Annotated in this window: 18 protein-coding genes; all 18 read left to right on the top strand. The window is 49.9% G+C overall.

Features of this window, described 5'->3' with window-relative positions; translation table 11 throughout:
• Positions 1–10 precede the first annotated feature (10 nt).
• The 18 genes from fliM to P40081_RS20840 all read left to right on the top strand — a co-directional run bounded on the left by fliM (position 11) and on the right by P40081_RS20840 (position 17,012).
• Positions 11–1,009 (top strand): flagellar motor switch protein FliM, encoded by a 999-nt coding sequence (gene fliM / locus P40081_RS20925; RefSeq protein WP_042138150.1) that lies wholly within the window; start codon positions 11–13, stop codon positions 1,007–1,009.
• Positions 999–2,309 (top strand): flagellar motor switch phosphatase FliY, encoded by a 1,311-nt coding sequence (fliY, locus tag P40081_RS20920; RefSeq protein ID WP_042138148.1) that lies wholly within the window; start codon positions 999–1,001, stop codon positions 2,307–2,309. Before fliM ends, fliY begins: the two co-directional genes overlap by 11 nt.
• Positions 2,310–2,335: 26 nt before the next feature.
• Positions 2,336–2,701 (top strand): response regulator, encoded by a 366-nt coding sequence (locus P40081_RS20915; RefSeq protein ID WP_019910416.1) that lies wholly within the window; start codon positions 2,336–2,338, stop codon positions 2,699–2,701.
• A gap of 9 nt (positions 2,702–2,710) precedes the next feature.
• Positions 2,711–3,241: a flagellar biosynthetic protein FliO gene (locus tag P40081_RS20910; RefSeq protein WP_039295189.1), complete on the top strand. Its 531-nt coding sequence runs from the start codon at positions 2,711–2,713 to the stop codon at positions 3,239–3,241.
• Positions 3,238–4,002 (top strand): flagellar type III secretion system pore protein FliP, encoded by a 765-nt coding sequence (fliP, locus tag P40081_RS20905; RefSeq protein WP_039295192.1) that lies wholly within the window; start codon positions 3,238–3,240, stop codon positions 4,000–4,002. Before P40081_RS20910 ends, fliP begins: the two co-directional genes overlap by 4 nt.
• A gap of 22 nt (positions 4,003–4,024) precedes the next feature.
• A complete protein-coding gene (gene fliQ, locus P40081_RS20900; RefSeq protein ID WP_036692523.1) occupies positions 4,025–4,294 on the top strand; it encodes a flagellar biosynthesis protein FliQ in 270 nt (89 codons plus the stop codon).
• A gap of 4 nt (positions 4,295–4,298) precedes the next feature.
• On the top strand, positions 4,299–5,090 hold the full coding sequence (gene fliR / locus P40081_RS20895; protein WP_039295194.1) for a flagellar biosynthetic protein FliR: 792 nt from the start codon (positions 4,299–4,301) through the stop codon (positions 5,088–5,090).
• Positions 5,091–5,112: 22 nt separating this feature from the next.
• A complete protein-coding gene (gene flhB, locus P40081_RS20890; RefSeq protein ID WP_039295197.1) occupies positions 5,113–6,207 on the top strand; it encodes a flagellar biosynthesis protein FlhB in 1,095 nt (364 codons plus the stop codon).
• Positions 6,208–6,278: 71 nt separating this feature from the next.
• Positions 6,279–8,261, top strand: coding sequence for a flagellar biosynthesis protein FlhA (gene flhA / locus P40081_RS20885; RefSeq protein WP_371916295.1), 1,983 nt, complete (start codon positions 6,279–6,281; stop codon positions 8,259–8,261).
• Positions 8,258–9,670 carry a flagellar biosynthesis GTPase FlhF gene (flhF, locus tag P40081_RS20880; protein WP_042138146.1) on the top strand — a complete coding sequence of 471 codons (1,413 nt, stop codon included), beginning with the start codon at positions 8,258–8,260 and terminating at the stop codon, positions 9,668–9,670. The genes flhA and flhF overlap by 4 nt, the downstream gene beginning before the upstream one ends.
• Complete coding sequence (locus tag P40081_RS20875; protein ID WP_042138144.1) at positions 9,667–10,548, top strand: MinD/ParA family protein; 882 nt, start codon at positions 9,667–9,669, stop codon at positions 10,546–10,548. The genes flhF and P40081_RS20875 overlap by 4 nt, the downstream gene beginning before the upstream one ends.
• Before the next feature lie 35 nt (positions 10,549–10,583).
• On the top strand, positions 10,584–11,999 hold the full coding sequence (locus P40081_RS20870; protein ID WP_042138143.1) for a protein-glutamate methylesterase/protein-glutamine glutaminase: 1,416 nt from the start codon (positions 10,584–10,586) through the stop codon (positions 11,997–11,999).
• Between the two features lie 34 nt (positions 12,000–12,033).
• A complete protein-coding gene (locus P40081_RS20865; protein ID WP_042138141.1) occupies positions 12,034–14,118 on the top strand; it encodes a chemotaxis protein CheA in 2,085 nt (694 codons plus the stop codon).
• Positions 14,119–14,145: 27 nt separating this feature from the next.
• Complete coding sequence (locus tag P40081_RS20860; RefSeq protein ID WP_039295214.1) at positions 14,146–14,607, top strand: chemotaxis protein CheW; 462 nt, start codon at positions 14,146–14,148, stop codon at positions 14,605–14,607.
• A gap of 36 nt (positions 14,608–14,643) precedes the next feature.
• Entirely contained in the window at positions 14,644–15,237 is a 594-nt protein-coding gene (locus P40081_RS20855) for a chemotaxis protein CheC (protein ID WP_216626453.1), read from the top strand.
• The gene (locus tag P40081_RS20850) at positions 15,230–15,727 is read left to right on the top strand and encodes a chemotaxis protein CheD (RefSeq protein WP_042138138.1); all 498 of its coding nucleotides are present in this window, start codon (positions 15,230–15,232) and stop codon (positions 15,725–15,727) included. The genes P40081_RS20855 and P40081_RS20850 overlap by 8 nt, the downstream gene beginning before the upstream one ends.
• A 2-nt stretch (positions 15,728–15,729) precedes the next feature.
• Entirely contained in the window at positions 15,730–16,146 is a 417-nt protein-coding gene (locus P40081_RS20845; RefSeq protein WP_042138137.1) for a hypothetical protein, read from the top strand.
• A 77-nt stretch (positions 16,147–16,223) separates the two neighbouring features.
• Entirely contained in the window at positions 16,224–17,012 is a 789-nt protein-coding gene (locus tag P40081_RS20840; protein ID WP_042138136.1) for a FliA/WhiG family RNA polymerase sigma factor, read from the top strand.
• Positions 17,013–17,040 lie beyond the last annotated feature (28 nt).

Raw genomic sequence — 17,040 nt, 5'->3', positions numbered from 1 at the left:
GTGATTGAAATTGGTTGATGTACTATCACAAAATGAAATTGATGCTCTGCTCGCTGCACTCTCATCCGGTGAAATGGATGCCGATGAACTAAAAAAAGAAGAAACCCAGAAAAAAATCCGCTCTTACGATTTCAAACGGGCCGTACGCTTCTCCAAAGATCATATCCGCAGTCTTACCCGGATCCATGATAACTTTGCCCGCTACCTTACAACGTACTTTTCGGCCCAATTGCGCACTTTTGTACAAATCAGTGTCGTTCAAGTAGAGCAGCTCCCTTATGATGAGTTTATCCGCTCTATTCCCAAAATGACGATACTGAATATTTTTGAAGCCGAACCTTTAGAGGGCCGAATGGTTATGGAGGTGCATCCGAATATTGCCTTTGCCATGCTGGACAGACTGCTTGGCGGATTTGGTACAGCACCTTCGAAGATTAACGCCCTGACTGAAATCGAAACGACAATTATGGAGAGAATTTTCAGCAGATGTTTCGAAAGTCTGCAGGAAGCCTGGAAGACAGTTCTGGACATCCATCCACGGATGGAAGCACTGGAAACGAATCCGCAGTTTATGCAAATTGTATCGCCAAATGAAACGATTGCCCTTATCTCCCTCAGCACCAAAATTGGAGATACCACCGGGATGATCAACCTCTGTATCCCTCACGTTGTTCTTGAGCCGATTATGTCGAGGCTGTCTGTTCACCAGTGGTTTGTATCCGAGAAGAAGGTGCGGGATGAGATAGAGCTTGAAGCCATCCGGGCAAGAGTTCACCGGGCTCAGCTTCCGATAGTAGCAGAGCTGGGTGAATCGAGGTTATCTATTGCTGAATTTCTCGGGCTCAGTGTCGGCGACGTGATTTCTCTTAACAAGACTGTGGATTCCGGACTGTCAATCAAGGTAGGGGACAAGCTGAAATTCATCGGAAGTCCTGGGATAATCAAAGAACGTGTGGCTGTGCAAATAGACGAGATTGTCAGCGAAGGGGTTGAAGAGTTTGACGAGTAAAGATTATTTGTCCCAAGAAGAGATAGATGCTCTTCTTAGACAGTCTGCGGAAGGTAACCTGGCTCCCTCGCCGAAGACAGTGGATGATTATTTAACACCTTTTGAACAGGATGCACTGGGAGAAATTGGAAATATTACATTCGGCAGTGCAGCGACTGCGCTGTCCACTCTGCTCGGCAAAAAGGTTGATATCACGACTCCTAAGGTATCGATTATTACCCGCAGTGAGTTCGAGGAAGCGTTCCCTAAACCTCATGTCGCAGTTCATGTACAGTATGTGGACGGTTTCCAGGGGATCAATTCACTGGTCATCAAGATCAGGGATGCACAGGTCATTGCCGATTTAATGCTTGGCGGTGAAGGAGAACCCAAAGACGAAGAATTGAATGAAATTCATATCAGCGCCGTGCAGGAAGCCATGAATCAGATGATGGGCTCATCCGCTACTTCCATGTCGACTATATTTAACAGATTCGTCAATATTTCTCCTCCGGGCATCGATATTCTAAATATGTCCAGTGGAGAAGGGGTTGGAAGCCTGCCGGATGATGAAACATTAATCCAGATTTCGTTCCGGCTGAAGATCGGCGATTTGATCGATTCCACGATTATGCAGCTGCTGCCTGTGCCGTTCGCCAAAGACATGGTGACCATGCTATTGGGCGATGTCAGCCAGGCTGACCAGGAAGCGGCCGTTACGTCGACCGCAACACCTCCCAAACCCGCCGCCGCACCAGAACCTGCTCCGGCAGCACCTCCGGTACAGCAGCAGATGCCGACACCTGACCCTGGAGGGATCCCTCCTCAATATCCGCCGCAGGGGATGCCTCCATATCCGGGAATGCCTGAAGGTGGCTATTATTATCCTCCGGCCGGTATGCCAGCCTATGGAATGCCGGGTATGCCGCCTTACGGAATGCCGCCTCAAGGAATGCCATATCCGCAGGCGCCGCCGCAGAATTCTGCACCTAATCGCAATGTGAATGTGCAGCCGGTACAATTTGCCAACCTCAGTGCAGGGGCTTTTGGCAATATTGACGAAAATAATTTAAATTTATTGATGGACATACCACTGAGAGTGACCGTAGAATTAGGAAGGACCCAGAAGCAGATCAAAGATATTCTGGAAATGTCGCAAGGTTCGATTATCGAACTGGACAAACTGGCGGGCGAGCCTGTTGACATTCTGGTTAACAACAAGCTCATTGCCAAAGGGGAAGTCGTAGTTATAGACGAAAACTTCGGTGTCCGCGTTACGGATATCGTCAGCCAGTGGGACCGTATACAAAAATTACAATAAGCATACTTAGGGAGGATTTTGTAAAAATGGCTAACCGAATTCTAATCGTGGACGATGCAGCATTTATGAGAATGATGATCCGGGACATTTTGTCGAAGAACGGATTTGAGGTAGTGGGTGAAGCCCAGGACGGTTCACAGGCTATAGAGAAATTTAAGGAACTGCGTCCGGATCTGATCACGATGGATATCACCATGCCTGAAATGGACGGAATCGCCGCCCTAAAAGAAATCAAAAAAGTAGATGCCAATGCCAAAGTCATCATGTGTTCAGCCATGGGTCAGCAGGCTATGGTCATTGATGCAATTCAAGCCGGAGCGAAGGACTTTATCGTTAAGCCTTTCCAGGCTGACCGTGTAATTGAAGCTATCAACAAAACGTTGGGTGTGTAGGAATCAGGTATGTTAGCCAATTCCGGAACGCTCGGAGACGGTAGTAATGCCCTGCTGAATTTGCTCAAAGTTGTATTTGTTCTTGCAGTAATTGTCATTCTTATCGTGCTGCTGATCCGTTTTCTGGGACGCCGCAATCAGACAATGATGAGCGGCCGTTCCATCCGTACACTTGGTGCGATGGGGCTCGGTCCGAATAAGTCGATTCAGATCATCGAACTCGGCGGCAGCCTCTATCTGATCGGAGTGGGTGAGAATATATCCATGATGGATAAAATTACCGATCCGGCAGAAGTTGCTTTAATCATTTCCGCATTCGAAGATCAAACGTCAGGAACTGACAATTTTATTACACCGCTTATCGCCAAAATCAAATCCAAGCTGCGCGGTGAAGTCCCGTCCCAGGAAATTGAACTTAATGAGACTTCGTCTTTCTATGAGACGCTGCAGTCCAAGCTTGCGCTTGCGCCTGAGCGTAAAGAGAAGCTCGAAGAGCTGCTGCGGGATGAAGACCTTAAGAATGAGTCGAGGGATTTATGAAAAAAAAGCTGATTCTTTCGTTACTGCTTCTAGGTATATTCAGTATTGTTCTTCTGCATCCGGTTCACGCGGATCCTATTCCCAACATTAGTATTCAGGTCGGTGATAACGATACTGCAAGCGGTGGCACGAGTTCAATTTCCATACTGCTGCTGGTAACGGTTCTGAGCATAGCTCCTTCATTTCTGGTGTTAATGACGAGCTTTACCCGGATAGTGATCGTACTGGGGTTCGTAAGAACTTCGCTCGGTACGCAGCAAATGCCCCCAAACCAGGTGCTTGTGGGACTGGCTTTGTTCCTGACCCTGTTCATTATGTCACCGACACTGGCAACAGTGAATGAAACGGCCTTACAGCCGTATATGAAAGGCACGCTGACCCAGAGCGAGGCGCTCAATAAAGCGCAGGAACCGCTGAAGGAATTTATGTTCAAGCAGACCAATACCAAGGACCTGCTGCTGTTCATGAACTATACCGGCAACAATGCAACGGTCAAACCGGCCAGCTACAATGATATCCCTTTGACAGTTATGGTACCGGCGTTTGCGATTGGTGAGATGAAAAAAGCATTTATGATGGGCTTTATGATTTTTATACCCTTTCTCATTATTGATATCGTAGTATCCAGTACGCTAATGGCCATGGGGATGATGATGCTGCCGCCGGTCATGATATCCTTGCCTTTCAAAATTATGCTCTTTGTGCTAGTGGACGGCTGGTACCTAGTAGTCAAATCACTGCTGCTAAGTTTTAACACCTGACCCTTAAGAGGAGGCGTAAGGGATGAATGCGGAGTTTATTATCGGTCTAGCCGGCCAAGCCGTATATTTGGTGCTGGAAACCAGCGCACCCATGCTGATTCTTGGTCTGGTGGTAGGACTGATCGTCAGTATATTTCAAGCCACAACCCAGATTCAGGAGCAAACCCTGGCGTTTGTTCCCAAAATCGTTGCCGTACTGCTCGCATTACTGCTATTCGGTCCGTGGATTATAACGAAGCTGGTGGATTTCACCAGTCAAATTTTGGGCAGCCTCTATATGTATATCGGTTGAGATTATGAATATAGAGACCCTGCTGCAAAGTTTTCCTGTCTTTCTGCTGATTTTTTGTCGAATTACAGCCTTTTTTGTTGTCGTCCCTGTCTTTTCTTCGCAAAGTGTGCCGACAACATTCAAAATTGGTTTGTCTTTTTTTGTTTCCATGGTTATCTTCAGTTCAGGCGGGATGAACGTCACCGTTCCGCAGGATCTCAATTTTATTCTGCTGATCGTCAGAGAAGCTTTAATCGGACTGCTGCTTGGATTTGTCGCGTATCTGATGTTTATGACGATTCAGACGGCGGGTTCTTTTATCGATATTCAGATCGGGTTTGGTATCGCCAATGTAATTGACCCGATGACTGGTGCATCTGCTCCTATCATCGGTAACTTCAAGTATATGATTGCGCTGCTTCTGTTTCTGGCGATGAACGGACATCACTATTTGCTGGATGCCATTGTTTACAGTTATAAATGGGTGCCGATCGACAATGACCTGTTCCTCAAAATGATCGACGGAAGCTTGTCGGAATTCCTGATACGCACCTTCGCACAATCCTTCATGCTGGCCTTTCAAATGTCGGCGCCGCTGGTTACCGCATTATTCTTAACGGATGTGGGTCTGGCCTTTCTGGCGAGAACCGCTCCGCAATATAATGTGTTCGTCATCGGGGTTCCGCTCAAAATCATTGTAGGTCTGGCGCTGCTTCTTATACTGATGCCGGGGCTGGCTGTGCTGTTCCAGAATCTCTTCGACATTATGTTTGAGTCCATGCATAACTTACTTGGCCTCGTGGGGAAGAGTCCTTAGGTAACGGTAAGGAGAGAGTGTCATGGCTAAGCCAAAACGATATAAATTAAATCTTCAGCTGTTCGGGGGAGATAAGACTGAGAAGGCCACCCCGAAGAAACGGCAGGACGCCCGCAAGAAAGGGCAGGTTGCCAAGAGCGCGGAGATGTCTGGCGCAGTGGTGCTGTTCTCGGCATTGTTGTCGCTGAGCATTTTCGGCGGTTTCATGAAAGAACGCTTTGTCAAGCTGTTCACAGATGTGTTTCAGAACCGGATGATGATGGAAGTAACAGCGGAGAATATCTCCAAGCTGTTCAACCAGTACGGGCTGCAGATTCTGATTCTGCTGGCTCCCCTGCTGGGCATCACCTTCCTTCTGGCGCTTGTGGCCAACTTCGCGCAGGTGGGTTTTATGGCTAGCGGTGCAGGGATTACACCTAAGTTCGAGAAGATCAATCCGATCAAAGGCTTCAAGAATATTTTCTCCATGCGTTCGTTTGTTGAGTTCCTCAAGTCGATCTTCAAGCTGGTGCTGATAGCCTATCTGGTCTACAGCACGCTCTGGGGGGAGAAGGAGAGCTTCGCTTCCCTCGCACGTGTTAGTGCTGAAAGTGTGTTCGGCTTCGCTGCGAAGCTGACCATGAGCCTGGGCATCAAGATTGCGGCGGCTCTTTTTATCATGGCCGTTCTGGACTATATCTATCAGAAATACGAGCATGAGAAAAGTCTGAAAATGTCCAAGCAGGATATTAAGGACGAGTACAAAAAGATGGAGGGCGACCCCATCATTAAAGGTAAAATCAGGGAACGCCAGCGCAGAATGGCGATGCAGCGGATGATGCAGGAGGTCCCTAAGGCCGATGTTATCATCACGAACCCGACCCACTTTGCGGTTGCCCTGAAGTATGACGGTTCCAAAATGGAGGCTCCGCAGATTATAGCCAAGGGCCAGGATTATGTGGCGCTCCGTATCAGGGAGCTGGCCAAGGAGCATGGTGTTGTGACTATGGAGAATAAACCGCTGGCACGGGCGCTATTCCAGAGAGCGGAAATCGGTGATGTGGTTCCGGCCGATTTGTTCCAGGCTGTTGCCGAAGTGCTGGCCTATGTATACAAGCTTAAAGGTAAGAGGAGATAAGCCGGGGGAGGTTAAGGACATTGAAAGCTAGAGATCTAACAGTTCTACTGGGCGTTATCGGCATTGTGCTTATGATGATTCTGCCCATCCCTGTCTGGCTTCTGGATGTACTGTTAATTGTCAATATCTCAATAGCCCTGACCATTATATTGGTCGCAATGAATACGAAGGATCCGCTGCAGTTCTCGATTTTCCCTTCATTACTCTTGATCACTACACTGTTCCGGTTAGCCTTGAATATCTCCACCACCAAACTGATTCTTGGTGATGGTCATGCAGGTGAGGTGGTAGCTACATTCGGAAGCTGGATTGCAGGGGGACAAATCGCTATAGGTTTCATCGTCTTCCTGATTCTGGTTGTTGTGCAGTTCATTGTTATCACCAAAGGCTCTGAGCGCGTTGCAGAGGTGGGGGCACGCTTTACACTGGATGCGATGCCTGGTAAACAGATGAGTATCGATGCGGATTTGAATGCAGGGATGATCAATGAGCAGCAGGCGCGTGAACGCCGGCGTAATGTTGAGCGCGAAGCGGATTTCTTCGGAGCCATGGATGGTGCGAGTAAATTCGTTAAAGGTGACGCCATTGCCAGTATTATCATCCTGCTGATCAATCTGATCGGCGGCTTTATTATCGGGATGACAATTCACGGAATGTCCTTCCAGGATGCACTTTCAACCTACTCCATACTGACGATCGGGGATGGCCTGGTCAGCCAGATTCCGGCACTGCTTATTTCCACCGCTTCCGGTCTGATCGTAACCCGGGCGGCTTCGGAAGGCAATCTGGCTGAGGATCTGACTGGACAATTGCTGTCTTATCCGAAGCTTCTATATATTGTAGCAGTGACCATTGCTTTTCTGGGTTTCTTCACCCCGATCACGGTGATGTCTACATTGCCTCTGGCGGGTCTGATGGCTTATGCGGCCTACAGCATGGGGCAGAAGGCCAGCAGGCAGCAGATTGCCGATGAACAGCTGGTAGAGGAGAAGCAGATTGAAGAAGTGCGCAGTCCCGAAAGTGTCATTAATCTGCTGACGGTTGACCCGATCGAGTTCGAATTTGGCTATGGCCTGATCCCTTTGGCGGATACGGGACAGGGCGGCGATCTGCTAGACCGTATCATCATGATTCGACGGCAATGTGCGCTTGAGATGGGTCTAGTCGTGCCGGTTATTCGTATTCGCGACAATATTCAACTAAAACCGAATGAATATGTCATCAAAATTAAAGGAAATAACGTTGGCGGCGGTGAATTATTACTTAATCACTATCTTGCCATGAGTCCCGGTTATGATGACGAGTCGATTAGCGGGATTGAGACTATCGAACCATCGTTTGGATTACCTGCATTATGGATTGATGAATCTGTTAAAGAACGTGCGGAATTATCCGGTTATACCGTAGTGGATCCGCCTTCTGTTGTAGCCACGCATTTGACAGAGCTAATCAAACGTCACGGTCATGAGCTGCTGGGACGCCAGGAGACCAAACAGCTGGTCGATAATCTCAGAGAGAACTATCCCGTTCTGGTGGACGAACTCATTCCTTCCATACTGGCGGTTGGTGATATTCAGAAAGTCCTTGGCAAGCTGCTCCGTGAGAAGATTTCCATCCGGGATCTGGTAACGATCTTCGAGACTCTGGCGGATTATGGCACATACACCAAGGATCCTGATATTCTGACGGAATATGTCCGGCAGTCCCTGTCCAGGCAGATTACACAGCAATTCTCACAATCGGGTGAAACATTGCGTGTAATTACGGTAGGTCCCACACTTGAAAAGAAGATTACCGAAAGTGTTCAGCAGACAGAGCAAGGCAGCTATTTGGCACTTGATCCTGTTTCCACTCAAACCGTCTATCAGCGGCTTACGGAGCAGATCAACCGTCTCCTGCAATCCGGACAGCAGCCGATCGTCTTAACATCTCCTACCATTAGAATGTACTTGCGGCAGGTGATTGAACGGACGATGCAGGATATCCCGGTATTGTCTTACAGCGAGCTCGAGCCAAATATTGAAATTCAAAGCGTTGGGGTGGTGAATTTATGAGAGTGAAGCGTTATGTGGTCGATACGATGCCTGACGCCATGCATTCCATCCGCAGCGAACTTGGAAGCGACGCCGTCATTTTAAGCACCAAAGAGGTTAAAGTCGGCGGATTTATGGGCATGTTCACCAAAAAGAAAATCGAAGTCGTGGCAGCCGTTGAGAATACGCAGAAGCCGGGCGTGCCGGAGAAAGCACCTGCTCAACCGATGAATATACCACGAAGCGCTGTTCCGCAAGCTTACCAAAAGGCGGCTTCAGCATCTGCTCCTCAGGCTGGGCCGGTGAAAGAAACAACATCAGCCCGATCATTTGCCGAGATTGCCGCTGCACTTTCTGATCATGGTGATCAGGGCGGCGGAGGGGTTGCTGTGCTCCCGGCACTGTCGAAGACATATGAGCCGGACATTACGGCAGTCGAACCCGCCAACGTGCCTCAGCCGGTTTCAACTCCGGAGGAGAGCCGCAGAGCTCTCTCGGCAATCTATGATTCACTTGCCGCTGAAGAGCCTGCCCCTGGCGGTGTTCCTGCACAAGAGAGCGATGTCCTTCGTGAAATCAGGGATATGAAGCACTGGATGGAACGTATCGCGCGTTATTCCTCCGGGGCAGCTGAATTGCCGGATGCGCTGGAAGTGCTCAAAGGCCGTCTGATTGATCAGGAAACAGATGCTGTACTTGTGGATGAATGGATTGGAAATGTTCTGGAGCGCTACCGGGGAGAAGGCAGCGGCTGGAGTGCTGATCGCTTTGGCGAGGCGCTGGAAGAGCAGATCGGTGAATTCCTGGCCGGACGCATCGGCAAAGGAATTGCTCCGGATACAAAGATCGTATACATTGCCGGACCTACAGGTGTAGGCAAGACAACGACCATTGCCAAACTGGCGGCGGAGCAGTTGTTTAAGCAGGGCCGCAAAGTGGGCCTGATTACCTCGGACACCTACCGGATTTCAGCAGTCGAGCAGCTTAGAACATACGCATCCATTCTGAATATGCCGCTGGAGGTTGTCCAGTCGCCCGGGGATCTGCAAAGAGCCATGTTCCGCCTGGAGGGCTGTGATCTGGTACTTATGGATACTGCAGGCCGGAACTACCGCAATGAAATGCTGGTGGCCGAACTGCAGAGTCTGCTTGCCAAGGAGCTCAAAAGCGAAACCTTCCTGGTGCTCAGCCTGACCTCCAAAAGCCGCGACATGAAAAAGATCGCTGAGCACTTTGGCAGATACCCGCTGGATAAGGTTATTTTCACGAAGCTGGATGAAACAGGCAGCTTTGGCCCGCTCTTCAATGTTCTGAATGATTTTCCGCTAAAGCTCTCTTATATTACGAATGGCCAGAATGTTCCTGATGATCTTCTGATGGCTACCAGAGAGCAGATTACCGGAATGCTGCTGGGAACAGGGGGCGAGTGATGGATCAGGCGCAAGCTTTAAGACGGTTAGTATCCAGCCAGGATTCCAGGCAGCTCACCGGCAGCGGAGTCTCTGCCCGGATCATTACCGTATGCAGCGGAAAGGGGGGAGTCGGAAAGTCGAATTTCACCCTTAACTTTGCACTTGCACTGAAATCCCTGGGGCGGAGAGTTCTATTGTTCGATGCCGATATCGGCATGGCTAACATTGACGTGCTAATGGGCGTGTCAGCGAAATACAATCTGTACCATCTGCTTAAGCGGGAAGCCGATATCGGACAGATCATTCAGTTGGGTCCGGATTCTTTACCTTTTATCGCAGGCGGTTCCGGTATGGATGAGCTGTTCTCACTCTCAGAAGCTGATCTGGACTACTTTACCGCTCAGATTGCGCAAATTGCCGACACGATGGACTTTATACTCTTTGACACAGGGGCTGGATTGTCGAAGGAAACGATGAAGTTTATCACTTCTGCAGATGACTGCCTGGTTGTCACGACGCCTGAGCCAACCGCCATTACGGATGCATACGCGCTGATGAAAGTTGTTCATAATTCGCATCCTGAGGTTTCATTCCGGCTGATTGTCAATCAGGCGGGGGATGAACGGGAAGCAAGAGTGACCAGTGATAAAATCCGCATGGCCGCCAGCCGGTTTCTGCAGCTCGAACTCCCGTTTTTGGGCTATATAAGCAGTGATCCCCATGTAGTTCAGGCAGTGAAGAAACAAATTCCATTCTCAGTGGCTTTTCCGAACAGTATAGCAGCTAAAGATGTGCACCGGCTTGCGCTGAGCTATCTGGCTGTTGATTCAGTAGAAACCGCTAAAGTACAGGGCATCAAGGGATTTATCAGCAAGTGGTTGAAACGAAACAAATAATTGTTCTGAATTTGAGGGACAGAGGTGGAAATGCTATGAGGCCATACAAGGTTTTGGTCGTTGATGATTCCGCTTTTATGCGTAAAATCATTTCCGATTTAATTGAAAATGATCCTGACTTTCAGGTAACAGCAACGGCGTCCAACGGCCGTGAAGCTATCGAGAAAGTGAATGAGCTCCGGCCGGATCTGGTAACCATGGATGTGGAAATGCCGGAAATGAATGGTTTGGAGGCGCTGAAAATAATTATGGCCCAGCGGCCGCTTCCAGTCATTATGCTGTCAGGCATTAATGAAGAGGGGATGAAGGAAACAATTCTGGCGCTGGAATGGGGGGCTTTCGATTTCATCCGAAAGCCGTCCATTTCAAACTCCCAGGATATTATCGCAGTCGGGGAGTCACTCCGTGAGCAGATGAAGGAAGCCATGCTGGCGCGCGAACAGCGTGAAGCACGCGCTTCTGCTCACAAGGCTCCTGAACTGCCGCCTGTTGATCAGACGGTTCTGCCAGCGCCGCCTCCTGCTCCGCGAACGGTCATAGAACCAGTGAAACGGAAGGCAGAGCCGCTGAAGAAAGAAACGGAATCCCTGCGCAAGCCGGTCCAGAGTACACTGAAGCCAAAAGGGAAAGCACCTCTGGAGCTGGCGGCAGACAAGAATCCGCCAGTGAAAGGCCCTGGCAGTGAAGTTACGAAGCGGCTGGGCAAGCCGGCTCCGGCAGTGCCACCACCTGCCTCCGAACGCTTCAGAAGCCGGACCCGAGGGGATGCGGGAGCAGTATTGCCTGATCTGCGGGCTGCTGCCGCTGAGACGGCCGCAGGAGGCTTCATTGATCCTCCTGTAGCGCATGCAGGCCCTGTGAACGGAAACAGGGGTCTGCGCAAGCTGGTTGCTGTAGGATGCTCTACCGGCGGTCCCCGGGCGCTGAAGGCGTTCCTGGAGAACATTCCCGGTGATTTTCCGGCACCGATTGTCATTGTTCAGCATATGCCGCCTAATTTCACCAAATCGCTGGCCCAGCGGCTGAATACCTTCAGCGCACTGGAGGTTGCTGAAGCGGAGCATGGCATGATTCTGCGGCAGGGAGCTGCGTATATTGCTCCCGGCGGTTATCATCTGAAGGTTGCTCCGGCAGCCGGCGGCCAATATGTGATTGAGCTTACCAAGGAAGAAGCGCGCAACGGACATCGGCCTTCTGTAGATACGCTGTTCGAATCGGTACTGCGGCTTACCTCGCTTGAACGTCATGCGGTCATTATGACCGGGATGGGCAGCGACGGGGCCCGTATGATGAAGGCACTCTATGACTCGGGTGTGACGTCAACCTTTGCCGAGAGTGAAGAGACCTGTGTCGTTTACGGAATGCCGCGGTCTGCAGTGGAGCTACAGTGCGTGAAACATATCCTGCCTTTGCAAGAAATTGCTCCAAGGCTGGTGCAAGCCGTTAAATAAAGGAAAAGCGAACTCGAAGGGGAGGTGCTCGTTAGTGGACATGAACCAATATTTATCCATGTTTATTGATGAGTCAAATGATCATCTGCAGTCATTGAACGAAAGCATGATGGGGCTGGAAGCAAATCCTGAAGATCTGAGTATTGTCCAGGTGATTTTCCGCTCTGCCCATACCTTGAAAGGTATGGCGGCTACGATGGGTTTTGAGGATTTGGCTTCGCTTACGCACCAAATGGAGAATGTGCTTGATCTGGTGCGTAACAATAAACTGCGGATGCAGGATTTCATTTTTGACACCCTGTTCAAGAGTATTGATGCTCTGGAATCCATGGTGGAGGACATCACAGGCGGAGGAGAGGGGAAGGCTGATGTATCGGCAATTGTATCCTCTCTCCAGGCTATCGTCCGGGGAGAGGTTCCCGCTGCCGGCGGAGCTGCTGCTGAAGTCACTGCGGCTGCTGCCGGCAATGCCACGGATGCCCAGGTGTTTCTGGATGAATTCCAGTACTCTGTGCTGGAGCAGTCTCTGCAGGAAGGCCATCAGGTGCTGTATGTTGATGTTGCCATCCGCAAGGACTGTCAGCTCAAGGCAGTGCGTGCATATATGGTCTTCGACCTTCTGGAGCGTTCAGGAGAAGTTGTTAAGTCCTTCCCTTCGGTTCAGGACATAGAGCAGGAGAAATTCGATTACGGATTCTCCCTCTACTACATAACCCAAAAGGATGCCAGTGAAATTCAGAAGATGATCCTGAATTTGTCGGAGATCGATACGGTTACAGCCGTAGCACTTGATCAGGAATCCCTGCGCCAGATGGGGCAGGAAAGTGTTGCAGCTACCGCAGAAGCGCCTGCCTCTGCTCCGGCGCCGGAGGTTGCTCCTGCTGCCTCTAATGTTTCACCGGCTGCTTCCGCACATGGCAAGGAAGAGAGTAAGGCAGCACCGGCCAGAGCAGGTGGAGCGCCTTCTCCTTCCCGCACGATCCGTGTGGACATCGAGCGTCTGGATGTACTCATGAATCTGTTCAGTGAGCTGCTCATTGACCGCGTTCGGCTGGAACAGCTGGCTTCCGAAGTGCAGAACGGGGATCTTACCGAAACGGTTGAACATATGGGCCGGGTCAGCGGGGATCTGCAGAACATAGTGATGAAGCTGCGCATGGTGCCGGTGGATACCGTATTTAACCGGTTCCCGCGGATGGTGCGCGATCTCGCCAAATCGCTTGACAAGAAAGTTGATCTGATCGTTACCGGTGCTGAAACAGAGCTGGACCGTACCGTAATTGATGAGATTGGTGATCCGCTTGTGCATTTGCTGCGTAATGCAGTAGACCACGGTGTTGAGTCCATAGCAGACCGTGTCGCTGCCGGCAAGCCGGAGACAGGGACCGTCCACCTCCGGGCTTTCCATAGCGGCAACCATGTCTTCATCGAGATTGAAGAGGACGGCAGAGGCATCTATCCGAAGAAGATTCTGGGGTCTGCAGTTAAGAAAGGCGCCATTACCCAGGAGCAGGCCAATGCGATGTCTGATGATGAAGCGTATCAGCTTCTGTTTGCACCGGGCTTCAGTACGGCAGAGGTAATCTCTGACGTATCGGGCCGCGGCGTCGGTCTGGATGTAGTCAAAGCAAAGATCTCCTCCCTGGGCGGCAACGTCACCATTTACTCTACACCGGGTAAAGGGACGAACTTCTCCGTTCAGCTCCCGCTGACCCTGTCGATTATCGCAGCCATGCTGGTTCGTCTGGGTTCAGAGAAATATGCAATTCCGCTCTCTTCCATAGTAGAGACAGGGATTGTCAAACAGTCTCAGATCCGTACCATTCACGGTAACAGAATGCTGGAATTCCGGGGCAGCCATATTCCGCTCGTTTCACTGAGCAAGATCTTCTCTATTCCGGACTATGATGAAAGCACCGAAGAGGAAACAGAGATTGTGGTTGTACGCAAGGGAGAGCGTCTTGTTGCCTTGGCGGTTCAAGACTTTATCGGGCAGAATGAGATTGTCATCAAGAATCTGGGCAAGTATCTGCCGGATGTTCAAGGCATTTCCGGAGCCACTATTCTTGGTGATGGACAAGTTGCACTTATTATCGATCCGAATGCTTTTATTAAATAATCAGGATAGAACAGGGAGGTTCATTCCATGGCTGAAGATATCAAAGTCATAGTATTTAAGCTTGGCACTGAAGAATACGGCATTGAAGTGGAGAAGGTCCAGACCATTGAGCGTATGATGCCCATTACCCGCGTGCCCAAGACCTATTCTTTTATCAAAGGTGTAATCAATCTGCGCGGTGTAGTCATCCCCGTTATTGATCTGCGCGGCCGTTTCAGTATTGAGGAAGCAGAGCATACAGACCAGACCCGGATCATTATTGTGAATGTGAATGAGATGGAAGTAGGCTTCATCGTCGATTCTGCGAATGATGTTATTGATTTGAACCGTGACATTATTGATACACCACCGGATGTCGTAGGCGGAATCAAAGCGAAGTATCTGGACGGGGTGGCCAAAATTGGAGAAGACCGTCTGCTGATTATGCTTAACTTGTCCGAAGTGCTGAACAAGGGCGAAATCGTGCAACTGGAAAGCCTGGAGGGCTAGCCAGTGGAGCTATTCAAAAACTTCAAGGATTTCAAAATGGATGTGCTGAAAGAAGTCGGGAATATTGGAGCCGGTAACGCCGCCACCGCGTTGTCTCAGCTGCTTAATAAGCCGATTGATATGGCTGTACCCAAGGTGCAGCTTCTCAGTTTTGAGGAGATTACCGATAAGGTCGGCGGAGCTGAAGAATTGGTGTATGCTGTATTCCTCCGTGTAGAAGGTGAAGCTCCGGGCAACCTGTTCTTCATTCTTTCTCCGGAAGCTGCGACCAACCTGCTCAGCCGGATTGCCGGAATTGAGATTTCAGGCGGTGAAGAGCTCAGTGAAATGGAGTTATCCGCACTGAGCGAAATCGGCAATATCCTTGCCGGCTCCTACCTTTCATCACTGGCTGACTTTACCTCACTCTCCATGTATCCGACAGTACCGGCGCTTGCTATGGATATGGCCGGGGCAATTCTTGGATACGGGCTGCTGCAGTTCGGTCAGATGGGTGATGATGCGCTGCTGATCGATACGACGTTCCTGGAAGGCCAAAATGAGATTGAAGGGCAATTTTTCCTTATTCCCGATCCCGAATCATTCCCCAAAATATTCAAGGCATTAGGAGTACCGTTTGATAATGATTGAAGAACAGAGCATTATTAAAGTAGGCATGGCGGATCTTAACATAGGCAGCCAGGACAGTCTTATCCGTACGACCGGTCTTGGTTCCTGTGTTGGCCTGACACTGTTTGATCCCGGCAAAAGACTTGCAGGCATGGCACATGTCATGCTGCCCTCGTCAGATATTGCCCGGGAAGGACAGCTGAATATTGCCAAGTTTGCCGATACCGCTGTGCCTGAGCTTTTATCCCGCCTGCTGGCGCTAGGGGCGGTCCGGAGCCGGATTGTGGCCAAGATGGCCGGAGGCTCGCAGATGTTCGCATTTGCCGGGGGGAGTGACACCATGAGGATCGGGCCTCGTAATGTGGAATCCTGCAAACTAGCATTGGACGCATTGAACATTCCGCTGATCGCGGAGGACACGGGTGGCAATTATGGACGTACGATAGAAATCGCCTGCAATACCGGGGTGCTCTTTATCCGCAGCGTTCAAAAAGGCCCGAAGGAAATATAGCCATGAGCAAGAAAATATTATTAAGCACAGGTCTCGGGTTGATTGGATTTCTATTTACGTTTCTTACAAACTACGGACATAATTTAGTTGGAACCAGCCTGATCCGGGGAATATATGGATTTATTATCTGGTTTGTGCTTGCTTTCCTTCTAAGATGGGTATTGGGTGTTATTATTGGGAAATCCTCTGAATCTTCAGACCTTGAAGCCGGATTTGAAGATAACGGTGAGGCACTTGGTGCCAAGCTTGATATTCAGACGCCGGAAGAGGATCAGGAATTGAAGGACCTGCTGACACCGAAGCCGGAAGCGGGAAGTGTGGACTTGAGTGGTTTCACACCTCTGCAGCCTCCAAAACTGGTCTCTATGAAAGATCCTGAAGAATTGGCCAAGGCCGTTCGTCACCTGAAAGAAGAATAAGCGAGTGCTGCGGCGAAAGTCCGTAATCTTGCGCCGCATGGTACCCGCTGACTAAACTTTGGGAAGGGTGAAAGCCGTTGAACGAGCATAAAGCTGCTCAGTCAGAAACAGATGGACTATGGGAACAATGGAAAGAGCAAGGTGATCCTGAGGCCAAAAAAAAGCTGATTGAGAGTTATCTCCATATTGTAGATTACGTATCCAGCCGTCTGGCAGTGGGACTGCCCAAAAATGTATCCAAAGATGACTTGGCCAGCAATGGTGTGATGGGACTGATTGATGCCATCGAGAAATTCGACTACAAGCGGGGACTGCAATTTCAGACCTATGCTTCCTGGCGGGTAAGAGGAGCGATCCTTGACTCTCTGCGGCAAAGTGACTGGGTTCCCAGATCCGTGCGAGAAAAAGCGAAAAAAATCGAGGATGCCTACCAGCAGCTGGAACAGAAGTATTTGAGATCCGTTAGTGACGATGAAATGAGCCAGTATCTGAACATTACTGAAACGGAGTTTCAGACTATGCTGCAGGATGTTGCAGTCATGTCGCTCTGCTCATTAGAAGATCCTATTCGTGAAGAAGAATCAGAGACACGTATGTCTATTCTGGTGGATGATAAGGCTAAGAATCCGGACCGTAAAGTAAATGAGTTCTATCTGCGTGATACGCTGACTAAAGGCATCGAGAAATTAACAGTGAAAGAACGGACCGTCGTGTCCCTTTTATATTATGAGGATTTATCTTTGAGCGAGATCGCTGAAGTGATGTCACTCTCTCCTTCGCGGATCTCACAGCTTCATTCGAAGGCTATTTTGCGGCTAAGAGGAACACTTGAGAAGAACCGTGATCTTCTTATGCAAAATGATTAACCGGGCGCCGGTGACAAGGGGGAGCAGA

Source organism: Paenibacillus sp. FSL P4-0081, from assembly GCF_000758565.1.
GTDB classification, from domain to species: Bacteria; Bacillota; Bacilli; order Paenibacillales; family Paenibacillaceae; genus Paenibacillus_AQ; species Paenibacillus_AQ phytohabitans.
The sequence above is the reverse complement of the archived record's forward strand: the minus strand, read 5'-3'. Positions and strand labels throughout refer to the sequence as shown.

Coding starts and splice junctions, on each gene's coding strand:
- P40081_RS20915 (WP_019910416.1), top strand. CDS start 2,336: ATGGCTAACCGAATTCTAATCGTGGACGATGCAGCATTTATGAGAATG.
- fliQ (WP_036692523.1), top strand. CDS start 4,025: ATGAATGCGGAGTTTATTATCGGTCTAGCCGGCCAAGCCGTATATTTG.
- flhB (WP_039295197.1), top strand. CDS start 5,113: ATGGCTAAGCCAAAACGATATAAATTAAATCTTCAGCTGTTCGGGGGA.
- P40081_RS20850 (WP_042138138.1), top strand. CDS start 15,230: ATGATTGAAGAACAGAGCATTATTAAAGTAGGCATGGCGGATCTTAAC.
- flhF (WP_042138146.1), top strand. CDS start 8,258: ATGAGAGTGAAGCGTTATGTGGTCGATACGATGCCTGACGCCATGCAT.
- P40081_RS20860 (WP_039295214.1), top strand. CDS start 14,146: ATGGCTGAAGATATCAAAGTCATAGTATTTAAGCTTGGCACTGAAGAA.
- fliP (WP_039295192.1), top strand. CDS start 3,238: ATGAAAAAAAAGCTGATTCTTTCGTTACTGCTTCTAGGTATATTCAGT.
- P40081_RS20855 (WP_216626453.1), top strand. CDS start 14,644: ATGGATGTGCTGAAAGAAGTCGGGAATATTGGAGCCGGTAACGCCGCC.
- flhA (WP_371916295.1), top strand. CDS start 6,279: ATGATGATTCTGCCCATCCCTGTCTGGCTTCTGGATGTACTGTTAATT.
- P40081_RS20845 (WP_042138137.1), top strand. CDS start 15,730: ATGAGCAAGAAAATATTATTAAGCACAGGTCTCGGGTTGATTGGATTT.
- P40081_RS20910 (WP_039295189.1), top strand. CDS start 2,711: ATGTTAGCCAATTCCGGAACGCTCGGAGACGGTAGTAATGCCCTGCTG.
- fliR (WP_039295194.1), top strand. CDS start 4,299: ATGAATATAGAGACCCTGCTGCAAAGTTTTCCTGTCTTTCTGCTGATT.
- P40081_RS20870 (WP_042138143.1), top strand. CDS start 10,584: ATGAGGCCATACAAGGTTTTGGTCGTTGATGATTCCGCTTTTATGCGT.